The 13,716-nt window shown below is 65.8% G+C and carries 10 protein-coding genes; 9 read left to right on the top strand and 1 reads right to left on the bottom strand.

Annotated features, from left to right (window positions below; genetic code table 11):
* Positions 1–198: 198 nt before the first annotated feature.
* The 8 genes from JVX91_RS06770 (at position 199) to JVX91_RS06735 (ending at position 11,404) form a co-directional block, all read left to right on the top strand.
* Complete coding sequence (locus JVX91_RS06770) at positions 199–2,415, top strand: TonB-dependent receptor (RefSeq protein ID WP_205338570.1); 2,217 nt, start codon at positions 199–201, stop codon at positions 2,413–2,415.
* A gap of 14 nt (positions 2,416–2,429) precedes the next feature.
* Complete coding sequence (locus JVX91_RS06765; RefSeq protein ID WP_205338569.1) at positions 2,430–3,503, top strand: ABC transporter substrate-binding protein; 1,074 nt, start codon at positions 2,430–2,432, stop codon at positions 3,501–3,503.
* 235 nt (positions 3,504–3,738) lie between these two features.
* Positions 3,739–6,027 (top strand): TonB-dependent receptor, encoded by a 2,289-nt coding sequence (locus JVX91_RS06760; protein ID WP_205338568.1) that lies wholly within the window; start codon positions 3,739–3,741, stop codon positions 6,025–6,027.
* Positions 6,028–6,073: 46 nt separating this feature from the next.
* Positions 6,074–7,669: a GMC oxidoreductase gene (locus tag JVX91_RS06755; protein WP_205338567.1), complete on the top strand. Its 1,596-nt coding sequence runs from the start codon at positions 6,074–6,076 to the stop codon at positions 7,667–7,669.
* A 10-nt stretch (positions 7,670–7,679) separates the two neighbouring features.
* On the top strand, positions 7,680–9,089 hold the full coding sequence (locus JVX91_RS06750; RefSeq protein WP_205338566.1) for an aldehyde dehydrogenase family protein: 1,410 nt from the start codon (positions 7,680–7,682) through the stop codon (positions 9,087–9,089).
* Between the two features lie 296 nt (positions 9,090–9,385).
* Positions 9,386–10,576: an MFS transporter gene (locus tag JVX91_RS06745; protein ID WP_205338565.1), complete on the top strand. Its 1,191-nt coding sequence runs from the start codon at positions 9,386–9,388 to the stop codon at positions 10,574–10,576.
* Between the two features lie 232 nt (positions 10,577–10,808).
* Complete coding sequence (locus JVX91_RS06740; protein ID WP_205338564.1) at positions 10,809–11,063, top strand: type II toxin-antitoxin system HicA family toxin; 255 nt, start codon at positions 10,809–10,811, stop codon at positions 11,061–11,063.
* Positions 11,060–11,404, top strand: coding sequence for a type II toxin-antitoxin system HicB family antitoxin (locus tag JVX91_RS06735; protein WP_205338563.1), 345 nt, complete (start codon positions 11,060–11,062; stop codon positions 11,402–11,404). The genes JVX91_RS06740 and JVX91_RS06735 overlap by 4 nt, the downstream gene beginning before the upstream one ends.
* A gap of 76 nt (positions 11,405–11,480) precedes the next feature.
* Here the strand turns inward: JVX91_RS06735 and JVX91_RS06730 are convergent, their stop codons facing one another.
* Positions 11,481–12,212, bottom strand: coding sequence for a class II aldolase/adducin family protein (locus tag JVX91_RS06730; protein WP_205338562.1), 732 nt, complete (start codon positions 12,210–12,212; stop codon positions 11,481–11,483).
* 339 nt (positions 12,213–12,551) lie between these two features.
* On the opposite strand from JVX91_RS06730, the gene JVX91_RS06725 reads away from it, so the two are divergent.
* Positions 12,552–13,706: an LLM class flavin-dependent oxidoreductase gene (locus JVX91_RS06725; RefSeq protein ID WP_045213251.1), complete on the top strand. Its 1,155-nt coding sequence runs from the start codon at positions 12,552–12,554 to the stop codon at positions 13,704–13,706.
* The last annotated feature ends 10 nt before the right edge of the window (positions 13,707–13,716 follow it).

The following is a 13,716-nucleotide window of genomic DNA, read 5'->3' as shown; positions in this document are numbered from 1 at the left end:
CGTCCGCAGTAAAAGTGAAAAGCCTTTAAGGATCAATGAGTTGGAAAGTCGGTACGGAAGTTGCGATGTCCCCTGCAAGCCAACCGGCCTTATCACGCGTGAGCCAGCAGAAGCGCAACGCAATAACAGCTTGATGCCTTGCGGCGACGACCGAGCACCACAGAGCCAGCCGTCCTTTCGCCGCCCCCTGGGGACACCATGTTCAAACGCAACACCCTTTCCCTCGCGATCCTGGCGAGCCTCGCCAGCGTCGCTGTGAATGCCGCCGACGGCGATACGCAGAACAAGGAAGAAGCCAGCACCGCGCCGACCCTCGGCAAGGTAGTGGTCACCGCGCAGAAGCGCGAAGAGTCGGTGCAGGAAGTGCCGGCGCCGATCACCGTGCTGAGCGGCGAAAAAATCCGCGACGCCTCACTGCAATCAGCCAACGAAGTCACCCGCTATACCCCCAACGCCTCCGCCGGCACCACCGACGGCCATGGCCGCCCGCGCTGGTGGATTCGCGGCCTGGGCACCGGCGACCAGGGCGCCAACACCGTCAGCCCGATCGGCATCTATGTCGACGACGTGTACATCGCCAACATCAGCGCCACCGGCTTCCCGCTGTTCGACCAGGAGCGCGTGGAAGTGCTGCGCGGCCCGCAGGGCACGCTGTGGGGCAAGAACACCACGGGCGGCGCGATCAACTTCATCTCGCGCAAGCCGACCTTCAGCCCCGAGGGTTACTTCAAGGTCGACATGGGCAACTACGCCAACCGCATCGTCGAAGGCGCGGTGAGCGATGCGCTGGTGGACGACAAGCTGGCCGGACGCGTGTCCTTCCACCACCAGGGCCGTGACGGCTACACCGAGAACAAGAACGACGGCAACGACCAGGGCGCGCTGGAAGACGACGCCGTGCGCCTGCAACTGGCCGCACGGGTGAATGACAACCTCGACGCCAACCTCAACGTCCACGCCCGCCACTACCACGACACCGCCAGCTACAACACGGTGAGCTACGGCACCCGGCCCAACGGTACCAACCAGTTCGGCTATTCCATCGATCCGGAACTGGGCAAGGCCAACTTCAACGCCAAGTACCAGGCCGAAATCGACCAGGCCGGCAGCAACCTCAACCTGGTCTGGCAGCTGGGCGAGCTGGAGCTGACCTCCATCACCGCGTTCGAGCATTTCACCCGCGACGGCTGGACCGACAGCGACAACACCCCGCTGGAACTGCAGCGCAGCTACAGCTACGCCGACAGCCAGCAATGGTCGCAGGAACTGCGCCTGGCCTCGCCGCGCACCGACCGGCTGAACTGGGTGCTGGGCTTCCACTACTTCAACGAGGACCTGCAGTCGAAGAACGCCAACGCGGCGCTGACCAACCCCTACGTCCCCAGCTACTACAACAACGTCAGCTACGACCAGCAGACCGAGAGCTACGCCATCTTCGGCAGCACCACCTACAACTTCACCGACGACTTCAGCCTGACCGCCGGCCTGCGCTGGACCCGCGAGACCAAGGACATCGACCTGGAGCGCCTGGTCAACCGCGGCGCGGCGAGCTTCGGTGACGGCCACTGGTGGCAGCCGGGCAACGTCGACTCGCCACTGATCGTCAACGCTACCCAGGACGAGAGCAACACCTGGAGCGACTACAGCTGGGACCTGACGCCCGAATACCGGATTTCCGATAACGCCCGCGCCTACTTCCGCTATTCCCGTGGCTTCCGCTCCGGCGGCTATAACGCCGGCGTCACCAGCCAGGCCACCGTGGCCAAGGTCGACCCTGAATACCTCACCTCCTACGAGCTGGGCCTGAAGTCGGAATGGTTCGATGGCCGCCTGAACGCCAACGCCAGCGTCTTCTACTACGACTACAAGGACATCCAGCTCAACATCGTCACCGCGGTGAACAACCAGACCGTCTCGCGCCTGGCCAACGGTGCCCAGGGCGAGGCCTACGGTGCCGAGTTCGAGCTGGAGGCGATCCCGGTGCAGAACCTGCACGTCAACTTCGGCCTGGGCCTGCTGCACACCGAGTTCACCGACTACACCTCGGGCGCCGACGACTACTCCGGCAACCACTTCGTCCGTGCACCCAGCGTCTCGGCGGTAATCGGCGCCGACTACCGCATCCCGCTGAACGTCGGCGGCGCGGTGATCCTCGGTACCGACTGGAATACCCGCAGCCGCCAGTACTTCTTCACCAACGACCAGAGCGCCAACATGCGCAGCGGCGGCTACACCCTGGGCAACGCGCGGGTGACCTACGAACTGCCCGGCGAAACCACCCGCGTCACCGCCTACGTGAACAACCTGACCGACAAGGAATACCGCAACCACACCCTGCCGGGCGGTTACCAGACCGCCGCGGTGATGTTCGGTGATCCGCGCACCTTCGGCGTCTCGGTCACCACCGACTTCTGAGCGAGGTAACTGCCATGTCCCTGATCCATCGCACGTTGCGCCGCCTGCTACCGGCCGCCGCCGTGCTACTCGCAGGCCACGCGCTGGCCGCCGAGCAGCCCACCACCCTGCGCATCGCCACGGTGGCCTATGCCAACGCCGGGCAGATCACCTTCAATGGCCCGGCCTATGTCATCGACCGCGACAAATGGCTGGAGCAGCAACTGGCCCAGCGCAACATCAAGCTGGAGTGGGTGCCCGCGGCCACCGGCTCGGTGGGCACCTTCGTCAACGAGGAGTTCGCCAACAAGCGCATCGACTTCGCCTTCTACGGCGACCTGCCGTCGATCATCGCCAACGCCTCGGGCGTGCAGACCCAACTGATCGTCCCCGGCGGCATCGGCAACAACGTCTACCTAGTGGTGCCGCCGGGATCGACAGCGAAATCCATCGCCGACCTCAAGGGCAAGCGCATCGCCCTGCACCGTGGCCGGCCGTGGGAACTGTCCTTCGCCAAGCTGCTGGAAGCCAATCACCTGGGCTTCGAGGACTTCCGCATCTTCAACCTCAACCCGCAGGCCGGCGCCGCCGCATTGAGCGCCGGACGGGTGGATGCGTTCTTCACCCTGAGCGATGCCTTCCTGCTGGAAGACAAGCAGGTCGGCCGCGTCATCTGGTCGAGCAAGGAGGCCCCGCCCGACTGGAAGATGCGCGCCGAAGTCTGGGGCGCGCGGGACTTCGTCAAGGATCACCCGGACCTCACCCAACTGGTGGTGGACGCCTACCTGAAGGCCGCGTGGTGGGTCTCCCAGGACGCCAACCAGGCGGCGTACCAAGAAGCGCAATCGCGCTCCGGCGTACCGCTGAGCGTGCTGCAACGCGAAGTCGCCGGCGAGCCATGGCCCGCGCACTTCTCCCCGCTGTATGACGGTGCCCTGCGCCAACACTATACCGACGGCATCGCCTATAGCCTGAAGGCGAAACTGATCCGCAACGAGGTGAAGGTGGACGACCTACTGGAGCCGAAGTTTGTCGAGCAGGGACTGAAGAATCAGCAGCTTGAGGGATTCTGGAAAGAGCAGGTAAAAACCGTCGCCAGTCAGCCCTGATACTCCTGACACCAGCGAAAATAATAAAGCCCCGTTCTCGGGGCTTTATTATTTTTTCGGCAAACTTCCAAGAGCAACTGTTCATAACAAGTAGCTGCCCCAGCACCACTGTAAAAGCAGTTGCTGCAGCAACAGCAGAGAAACACCTTAAATTCGCACTAAACCGCTCTAAAACGCATGGCACAGAGCTTGCTCAGGCTAATGGGTACATTATTAAAAGCCCCGAGCGACTGCCATGAAGCATGCAAGAGATTTTCGATTGAAACCGCTGGCCATTGCATTATCCAGCGCCCTTTTATTCAACGCTGAAGTTGTACTTTCCGACGAATCCAATAGCGCCGGAAATATCACCCTGAGTACCGTCACGGTCCAGGGACAAAGCCAGGAAACCCAGGTCGGCGATGCCCGCAAGGAAGTCGCCCCAGTCTCCAAGGGCACCCTCACCAAATCCCAGCTGGAAAAGTTCGTCGGCCTCGACAGCGCCGTCACCGGCGCCCTCAAATACCTGCCCGGCGTGCACGTCAGCGGCGGTGACAACAGCGGCATCACCGAAGGCGGATTGAACATCCGTGGCTTCTCCCAGGACCAGATCGGATTCGTCCGCGACGGCATCCCGCTCAACGACCCGCAGTTCCTCACGCCCCACGCTGACTTCATGGGCGATCCGGAAAACTACGAGTCGGTGTCGGTGCTCTACGGCTCCTCCTCGATCAACGCCCCGACCCTTACCGCCAGCGGTGGCAGCGTGCTGATCAAGTCCGTCGCGCCGACCAAGGAAAGCGGCCTGCTGGTGAAGCAGAACGTCGGCAGCGACAGCCTGTTCCGCACCTTCGCGCGGGTGAATACCGGCGAGGTGAACGGCTTCTCCGCCTGGCTCTCGGCCTCGCGCACCACCGCCGACCTGTGGGACAACAGCGGCGGCGAGCTGTCCTCCAACCGCTACGAAGGCAACCTGCAGTACGAGTGGGACGGCAACCGCATCAACGGCATCTTCTCCAGCTTCCTGATGCGCACCAACAGCTACAACCACCCGACGCTGGCCGAGTACCGCGCCAACAAGTACGACCAGGGCTACCCGCGGGACATCTACCCCACCAAGGGCAACGGTACCAACGGCGTGCCCGACGTCACCGTGCCCGGCCAGAGCGCGGCGGCCTCGCGCGCCGACTTCAAGATCCAGACGTATGCGCTCAACGGGTTGTTCAACCTCTCCGACAAGGTCCAGCTGAAGGTCGACCCGTACTTCGTCCGCGTCACCGACGGCACCGCCGCCGTGGCCGTGGTGCCAGTCAACGAGAACAAGGTCAACGCCGATCTCAATGGCGACGGCGACACTATCGACCCGCTGGTGACCGGCGCGCTCAGCGTCTACCCGACGCAGTACCGCATCGGCTCCACCAATACCCTGGACTTCCTGGTCAACGACGACCACACCCTGCAACTGGGCCTGTGGACCGACTATACCCACGCGCGCAACCAGTTCCCGGTGGTCGAGATCAAAAGCAACGGCAAGCCCGCCGGCATCGACGGCAGCCACAAGCTGCGCGATGGCAACGGCAACGCCATCTACTTCACCGACCAGCGCAACGAGATCACCACCCAGAAGCTCTGGGTGCAGGACACCTGGGACATCACCTCGCAGCTCGTCCTCACCGGAGGCCTGGCCTGGCAGCACACGCAGAACAAGGGCGACGATCGCCTCAGCGGCTTCAACGATAGCGCCGACTACAACCGCTTCCTGCCCAGCCTGAGCCTGAGCTACCAGCTCGACCCGCAGCAGCAGCTCTACTACAACACCACCTCGAACATGCGCACTCCGGCGGTGGCTTCGGTCTACGGCCAGGCCAATGGCGGCGACAAGCAGAAGCCGGAAGTCACCTGGAACCAGGAGATCGGCTGGCGCTACAGCACCGATGACGTGCTGCTCAGCGCGGCGCTGTTCTACGACAAGTTCAAGGATCGCCAGGCGGCGTTCGAGGAAGTCTCCGGCGTCACCTCCTACTTCAACGCCGGCGACGTCACCACCAAAGGCCTGGAGCTGTCGCTCAACGGCCTGCTGCCGGCGAACTTCAACTACTTCGCCTCCTGGACCTACCTGCGCTCCACCCAGGACGACGACTACAGCGCCGGCGGCGCCAGCCTCGACACCAAGGGCAACCAGCTCTACGACACCCCGCGCAACCTGTTCAGCGCCGGCATCGGCTACGACAACCAGACCTTCTACGCCAACTTCCTCGGCCGCCACACCGGCAGCTTCTACGGCGACCTGGCGAACAACGAGAAGATCGGCGGCTACACCGTGTTCGACGCCAACCTGGGCTACCGCCTCAAGGACCTGGGCAGCGCGCTGAAGGAAACCACCCTGACGCTCAACCTCAACAACGTCTTCGACAAGCACTACCTGTCGGGCGTGAACTCAGGGACGGTCTCCGCCGACCCGGCCGACGGCGACTTCTATGGCGCGCCGAAGTACTACAAGGGCGCCCCGCGCGCCCTGGTCGCCGGCATCTCCGTCGGCTTCTGATCACCCTGCACGCGCCCGGTGCGGGAGCGCCGGGCCGGGAGGCCACATGACCACTCCTCGCTACGACCACATCATCGTCGGCGGCGGCAGCGCCGGCAGCGTGCTTGCCAGCCGCCTCAGCGCCGACCCGCAACGTCGCGTCCTGCTCATCGAAGCCGGGCCGGACACACCGCCTCACGCCACGCCGGCGGAAATCCTCGACGGCCACAACCCCTTCCGCCTGCGCCTGGAACTGCGCGATCGCTACTTCTGGCCGGACCTGAACGTCCGCCACGGCGCGCAGCCCGAAGGCGTCGCGCGCCCCGAGCGCTACCTCGAACAGGCCCGCGTGCTCGGCGGCGGCTCCAGCGTCAATGTGCTGGTGGCCAACCGCGGCCTGCCGCGCGACTACGACCAGTGGGCCGAGCAGGGTGCCGAAGGCTGGGGTTGGAACGACGTGCTGCCGTACTTCCGCAAGCTCGAACGCGACACCGATTACGCCGGCCCACTGCACGGGCACGACGGGCCGATCCCGATCAGCCGCGTCTCCACCCGCGACTGGACGCCTTTCACCCGCTCCGTGGTCTCGGCGCTGCAAGCCGAAGGCCTGCGCGATATCGGCGACCAGAACGGCGTGTTCGACGACGGCTACTTCGCTCCGGCGGTGAACCTGGAGCATGGCCAGCGCGTGTCCGCCGCCCGCGGCTACCTCGATGAAGCAGTGCGCGCGCGGCCCAACCTGACGCTGTGGACCGAGAGCCAGGTGCTCGACCTGCAACGCGACGGCACGCGCATCACCGGCGTCGAACTGCAACGTGACGGTGAGCGCGTCACCGTAGAGGCTGGCGAAGTCATCCTCGCCGCCGGAGCGTTGCAATCGCCGGCCTTCCTGCTGCGTAGAGGCATCGGCCCGGCCAGCCAGTTGCAGGAACTGGGCATCGAGGTGATCGCCGACCGCCCCGGCGTCGGCGGCAACCTGTGGGAACACAGCTCGCTGGGCACCCTCGCTACCCTGGGCGATGCCGCGCGTTCGGACGCCGTGCTGGCGCGGCCCGGCACCTCGCACCAACTGGGAATCCGGGTCTCCTCGGGCGTCGATCCGGATACGCCCTCGGACCTCTACCTGGCCATCGGCGCGGATGCCGAGCGCGGCGTCGCCCACGCGCTGTTCTGGATCAACAAACCCAGCTCCAGTGGCCGCCTGACCTTGCGCGATCGCGACCCGGCGAGCCCGCCGCAGGTCGATTTCAACCTGCTCTCCGACCCGCGCGACCTGCAACGCGCACGCGTGGCGCTGCGCACCATCCAGCGCCTGTTCAAGCACCCGGTCCTGGCGCGCTACGAGCTGCAACTGGCGCTTACCCCCTTCGCCGTGCCGCAACCGGGCGGGCCGAAGCTGGAAACCCTGCTGGCCGACGACGCGGCGCTGGAAGCCTACCTGCGCCGACACATCGGCGGCGTCTGGCACCCCAGCGGCACCTGCCGCATCGGTGCCGCCGATGACCCGCAGGCCGTGGTCGACAGCGCCGGTCGCGTCCACGGCGTGGAAGGCCTGCGTGTCGCCGACGCCTCGATCATCCCGGTGATCCCCACCGCCAACACCAACCTGCCGACCCTGATGCTCGCCGAGAAGATCGCCGACGCCATCCTGGGCGGTGCCTGAGGAACTCGCCATGTCGCGCTATGAACTGCTGATCGATGGTCGCCTCCAGGCGGCCGAGCACTATGACCGAGTGATCGACCCGGCCAGCGAAGAAACCGTTGGCGAAGCCGCCCGCTCCAGCCTGGAGCAGGTCGACGCGGCGGTGGACGCCGCGCACCGCGCCTTCCCGGCCTGGGCCGCCGATCTCGACGTCCGCCGCCAGAGCCTGGCCCGGGCCGCCGAACGAGTACGCGGGAATGCCCAGGCGCTGGCCGAGCTGATCACCCGCGAACAGGGTCGCCCACTGCGCTCGACGCTGGAGGAAGTGGCTGGCGTTGCCGCCACTTTCGAGCACCACGCGCAGCTGGAGCTACCCGCCGACACCCAGTTGCGCGACGACGGCGAACGCCTGGTGCGCATCACCCGCAAACCCCTGGGAGTGGTCGCCGCGATCACTCCATGGAACGTCCCGCTGATCCTGCTGGTACTGAAGATCGCGCCCGCCCTGCACGCCGGCAACACCGTGGTGGCCAAGCCCTCGGAGCACACGCCGCTGTCCACCCTGCTGCTGGCGCGACTGCTGGGCGATGTATTCCCCGCTGGCGTGTTCAACGTGATTGCCGGTGCGGGCGAGGTCGGCGAACACCTGGTACGTCATCCCCGAGTGCGCCACGTGACCTTCACCGGCAGCGTCGCCACCGGCAAGCGTCTGTATGCCGGCGCGGCGGACGACCTCAAGCGCCTGACCCTGGAGCTGGGCGGCAACGATGCCGCGCTGGTACTGGAAGACGCCGACCTCGACGCCATCGTCGAACCGCTGTTCTGGGGCGCCTTCTGGAACAGCGGCCAGGTGTGCTTCGCGATCAAGCGCCTGTATGTGCATGACAGCCTGTTCGAACCGCTGCTGGCGAAACTCGCCGAACGCGCCGAGCGCACCCGCCTCGGCCATGGGCTCGACCCGCAGACGGAACTGGGGCCGCTGACCAATGCGCAGCAACTGGAACGGGTCATCACCCTGGTGGAAGACGCGAAGGCTCACGGCGCGCGCATCCACAGCGGTGGCGTGCGGCCCGACGGCTCCGGTTACTTCTACCCGCCGACCCTGGTAAGCGGCGTGGCGGCCGGTGTCGCGCTGGTGGATGAGGAGCAGTTCGGCCCGGTGCTGCCGGTGATCCCGTTCCGCGACGAAGAGGATGCCATCGCCCAGGCCAACGCCAGCCACTACGGCCTCGGCGCCTCGGTGTGGACCCGCGACCTGGCGCGCGGCGAAGCCATCGCCGGGCGGCTGGAGGCGGGCCTGGCCTGGGTCAACCAGCACGGCCACATCCAGCCCGGCGCGCCCAAGGGCGGGCACAAGTGGAGCGGGCTCGGCTACGAAGGCGGGCAACGCGGTTACGAGGCCTTCAGCGAGCTGCAGGTGCTGAACGTTTCGCGGCGTTGAGGCGCGGCTTATTTAGATCAAAGGCCCCTCACCCTAACCCTGGCTACGCGCCCCGCTCCTCAAGCGGGAGAGGGGACCGTTCTGCGCAGGATGGAACTACCGCGTCAGCCGGCACGGACTGCCCCTTCTCCCAGAGGGAGAGGACCGTTTGGCTCAGGATGAAACCACCGCGTCAACCAGCGCGGACTGCCCCCTCTCCCTGAGGGAGAGGGCTGGGGTGAGGGGGAAAGCGCCGGCACAGACTTTCCCGGAAAACAGATAGCCATTTCAACCCAACTCTCAAAGAGGATTCCCCGATGCGTGCCGGAAGCTGGCCCTCGATCCTGCTCACACTCGCCTTCGCTGTGATCATCGCAGCGTGCCACGGCAAGACCATCCTGCTGGTCGCCGACATCGCCAACGCCTTCTCGGTCAGCCCTTCGCGGGCCAGCTGGGTGGTGTCGGCGGTGGCGGTGGTCGCCGCCCTCGCCTCGCCCCTGGTCAACTGGATCGTGGCGCGGGTCGGCGAACGCCGTGCCATCGTCTTCGGCCTGTTGCTGGCGGCGGCGTGCAGCTACCTGGCGAGCCGCACTGAAGATTTCACCACGCTGATCACCCTGCGCGTCATCGAAGGCGCCGGCTACATCAGCGTGGTGCTCGCCGCACTCGCCTTGCTGGTGCACACCACCGAAGGCCGCCGCCGCACCACCGCGCTGGCGTTCTGGTCAGTGGCCTCGCCACTGGGTGGCGCCATCGCCATCTTCGCCGTGGCACCCTATGTCGGCGGCCAGCATGGCGAGTGGCGCAGCGCCTTCAGCGGCCACGCACTGGTGCTGTTGGTCCTGCTGCTGGCGACGCCGCTGCTGCCGTCGGTGAACCTGGCAACCCGCAGCGAGCGCCACTCCCTGCGCCAGACCTTCCGCCTCTACGCCGACCCGTCCGTGCTGCGCCTGGCGCTGGCCGTGGGCGCACCGCTGACCGTAGCGCTGGGCCTGGTAACCATCACCCCGGACTACTTCATCCACAGCCTGGGCGTTGCGCCGTCGACCATCGGCGTGATCTCCACCATCGGCATCCTCTCCAGCGTGCTGGCCGGGCTGCTCGCCGGATTCGTGCTCAACCTGCGCTTCTTCGGCCCGCTGGCCGTGGTCGGCGGTGCGTTGATCGGGGTGGTGCTGGAGGTGCTGGTGTTCATCCCCGGCATCGCGGCATCCACCGCCATCGTGGCGAAGATCATCCAGGGCTTCGTCGGCAGCTTCGTCGTCGCCTGGGTGTTCACCAGCATCCCGCGTATGAGCCGTGGCGGCGACGTGATGGGCGCCGGCGGCGTCGCCGAACAGGCGCTGTACCTGTCGATGTTCCTCGGCCCGGTATTGCTGTTCCCGCTGTTCAGCCTGCCCTCGCGCCTGCCGTTCTTCGCCGTGCTGATCGTCGCCAGTCTGCTGCCGCTGTTCCTGCTGCCGCTGGGGCTGCGCTGGCGGGCGGCGGAACCGCCGGTAGCTGCCTGAACGGATCGGCACTTGCAGGAAACCTCACGATCGAGCTTTCCATCGGATGAGGTGCGCCGGATAGGCCTGCCTGTGTAGGAGCGAGCTTGCTCGCGAACAAACCCGCTGCGGAATCTGTTCGCGAGCAAGAACTCGGCGTCCCCCTCGCTCCTACAAAAGCATCCGAGGTGGCCGACCCATCCCAAGGAAATGGCAACCACAGAGTGCTATCATATCGAGATAGCATTTCTGGATGCAGAACCGCCACCGCAAAACCCTCGCCATGATCTTCCGCACGCCAACCAGTGCATCGATAGTCTTTACCGACATCGAAGCTCTGGTTCTGCATTTGGGTGGCACCGTGGACGAACGTGAAGGGTCACGGGTGAAACTGGTTCTGCATGGCCAGACCTGGCGCTGCCATCGCCCGCATCCGGGCAAGGAGGCCAAGCGTTACCAGGTCGAGGAAGCCCGCGAATTCCTGCGTCGGGCTGGAGTGGAAACATGAGCCGCATGACCTACAAGGGCTACACCGCCCGTATTGAATTCGACGATCGTGATGATCTCTTCGTCGGCCGCCTACTGGGCGTGAACGACATCATCAGCTTCCATGCCGACAGCGTTGGTGGGCTCCATGCTGCCTTCCAGGATGCCGTCGAGGATTACCTGGTCGACTGCGCGGAGCGCGGTGTGGAACCGGAGAAGCCGGCGTCCGGCAAGATCATGCTGCGCATCCGCCCGGAGGTTCACGCCGCCGCCGCCATTGCGGCGAAGGCGTCCGGCAAGAGCCTGAACCAGTGGGCGGAGAGCGTTTTCGAACGCGCAGCCCGGAGGCGCACCGGCGGTTGAGTGCAGATATCCAAGCCGCCGATTCAAAGCCATGAAAAAGCCCTCGCAAGAGGGCTTTTTCAGTTCAGGCGAAAACTCAGGCCGCTGCGCCCAGCAGCTTCTGGCCCTGCTCCCAGAGGCCGGTCATCTTCCACTGCTGTTCCAGCACGCCGGGGCCGAATTCCTGGGAGCCGCCGAGGCCTTCGGCGAGGCCCTGGAAGTAGGCGCCTTCCTCGATCAGCAGGATCAGCTTGGACGCCTTGATCAGGTCCTCGCCCCAGAAGGTCGCGCCGCCGTTGGCTTCGAGGATGGCCGGGGTGTGCGGGTTCTCGGCGATCTTGTCGAGGATGAACAGCGGCTCGGGCTGACGGCGGTCGATGTAGATCGGCAGCTCGCGGGCCAGGGTCACGCGCTGGGAGGCGGCGTAGCGGATCGGCAGCACGCGGTGGGCGCTGGCCCAGCCGCCGAGGTACGGCGTGTGGACGTGGATCACCACGTTGATTTCCGGGCGCGCCTGGAAGATCGCCGCATAGCGCTTGCCGTTGCCGCCGGCGCCACGGCCGCTGAGCGGGGTCGCCCCGGCGATGCTTTCGTCGAGGATCACCTCGCCGTCCCAGGTCGAGATCACCGCGCGGATTTCCTGGTCATCCGCCCAGGGGTTGGGCGCATGGACGGCGATCACCTGGTCGCTGTCCGGCACGCGCACGTAGGCCTGGTAGGTATTGGTGGCGGTGAGGGTGCGGCTTTCCTTGAGCACGCGGAAGGCCTTGGCGAAGTCGCGGCGGACCTGTTCGAGCTGGCTGGCGAGTTGCGGATCGAGGGTGGACATGGAGTGCCTCCTGGCAGTCGGGGATGGATGAACCGCGTGGCGGTGTTCCAGTGACTGAGCAGGACTTGTGCCACTAAAAAATATCTCTATTAATCAATAGTTTATAAAACAATCAGGCTAACAGCGGGGCGCCACACCTGGCTGAACAGGCAAAACTGCTGCCCGCCCAGCATCCCCTGCTGACCCACTGCTGCTGTACAGACAAACGCCCTGCTGCCGCAGCAGCACACCATCCTGAAAGCCTCGCCACACCTGGCCTGCAGCCTTTGGGCACAGCCCTTGCTCAACACCTTGCACGAGCAGCACGACGCTGCCCCCGCAACGTAAAGGAGCAAGGCCATGAGCACCGAATTCTTCTGGCGACTGCCGCTGGGCAGCGACGGTCCCTATCTCGCCTCGGACAAGAACAACCGCGGCAGCCATATCGAACGCCCCGGCAACATCGCTCCGGGCCGTCTGCCCAACGGCGAGCCGGACGGTTTCACCTACATCGACTACATCGCCCAGGTCGCCAAGGCCGCCGAGATCGCCGGCTTCGAGGGCGCGCTGCTGCCCACCGGGCCGGAACCGTGGATCGCCGCCGCCGCGCTGGCCCGCGAGACCCGGCGGATCAAGTTCCTGATCGCCTTCCAGGCCGCCTGGACGCTGCCCGCCTATGCCGCGCAGCAGGCGGCCATCCTCCAGCACCTGTCCCGCGACCGCCTGGAGTGGAACATCATCACTGGCGGCAACCCCGCCAGCCAGCGCGCCAACGGCGACTTCCTCGAGCACGACAAGCGCTACCAGCGCACCGGCGAGTTCCTCGACATCATCGACGGCCTGTGGAAGAACGAGCAGTTCTCCTACCAGGGCGATATCTACCAGCTGGAGAACGGCTCTCTGCCCATCGCGCTGCGCAACGTGCGCAAACCGGGCGTGTACTTCTCCGGCTTCTCGGACCCTGCGCTGGACGTCGCGGCAAAGCACGCCGACGTCTACCTGAACTGGGCCGAACCCATCGACAAGCTCAAGCCGCACCTGGAGCGCGTGCGCGAGCTGGCCGACAAGCAGGGCCGCGAAATCCGCTTCGGCATCCGCATCGACCTGTTCGCCCGCGAGACCGAAGAGGCCGCCTGGAGCGAGCTGCGCCGCCAGTACGAGCGCATCGACGCGCGCACCAGCGCCTTCATCAAGAACTTCGCCACCGGCTCGGACTCCGTCGGCGCCGCGCGGCAGACCGCCTACCACCAGAACGTCGAGCGCTTCGACGACCTGATCCTCGGCCCCAACCTCTGGGCCGGCTTCGGCAAGGCCAAGCCGGGCCCGACCATCGGCCTCGTCGGCAGCCACGAGAACGTCGCCGAGCGTCTCGCCGAATACCGCGACGCCGGTTTCTCCACCTTCATCCTCGCCGGCAATCCGCACCTGGAAGAAGCCCTGCGCATCGGCCAGGAAGTGCTGCCGCTGGTGCAGGGCAAACGCGCCGACGTACACGAACTCAAGGCCCGCGCCTGACCCACAAGGA

Origin of the sequence: Pseudomonas sp. PDNC002 (assembly GCF_016919445.1) — a bacterium.
In the GTDB taxonomy this organism is placed as follows: Bacteria; Pseudomonadota; Gammaproteobacteria; order Pseudomonadales; family Pseudomonadaceae; genus Pseudomonas.
This window is presented reverse-complemented; position numbering and strand designations above follow the sequence as displayed.